Source organism: Stenotrophomonas sp. YIM B06876 (assembly GCF_030711595.1).
Taxonomy (GTDB): domain Bacteria; phylum Pseudomonadota; class Gammaproteobacteria; order Xanthomonadales; family Xanthomonadaceae; genus Stenotrophomonas.
On record NZ_JAUJUJ010000470.1, the window covers coordinates 1 to 631 of the forward strand.

General features: G+C 60.9%; 1 protein-coding gene. It reads right to left on the reverse strand.

Features of this window, described 5'->3' with window-relative positions; translation table 11 throughout:
* Positions 1-376 (reverse strand): hypothetical protein (locus QZH66_RS17975; RefSeq protein WP_305807171.1); only part of this gene is annotated, 376 nt, incomplete at its 3' end.
* Between the last annotated feature and the right edge of the window lie 255 nt (positions 377-631).

The following is a 631-nucleotide window of genomic DNA, read 5'->3' on the forward strand; positions in this document are numbered from 1 at the left end:
GCACCAGCGCGCGCTCAGCGGCGAGGCGCTCGAGCTGCTGCTTGTCTTCGCTGGAGAACGCGACGGCCGTCACCTTGTTCTGGAGTTCGGTGATGCCTTCGATGCCCTCTTTCATGAGCTGAGCCATCTGGTCGGCCAGGTAGTCGTCCGACGAGATGGCGCTGACGATGGCGCGCTCGACGCTCAACTGGCTCAGGCCCTTCCAGCGCAGCGCCAGGATGATGCGGTCCTCGTTGTACTGCACGTTGCGCTCCACCTCCGCATTCACCTGCGCCATGTTGTAGAGCAGGCCGAAGGCGAGTGCCAGCATCGCCAGCATCAAGCCCAAAATGATCGCCCAGAGCTTGCGCGCCACGGGCATGTGGTTGAAGTTCATCGTAGTTTCCAGAAGATAAAGGCCAAAAGCACCCGTTTGGGCCAGTGCTGCGCCGGCGCGAATTCTACTTTTAATTACATTTTCGGCAATTTTTGCTGACCCCAGAGCCTGCGTCCAAACCCCCTTGGCCGGGGCCACGCCAAAGCCTGCCCAGTTCTACAATGGCCAGGTGCCTACACCCTTCAACGCCGACCTGCACTGCCACTCTGTCGTATCAGATGGCACCCTCACACCCGAAGAGCTTGCCGCGCGCGC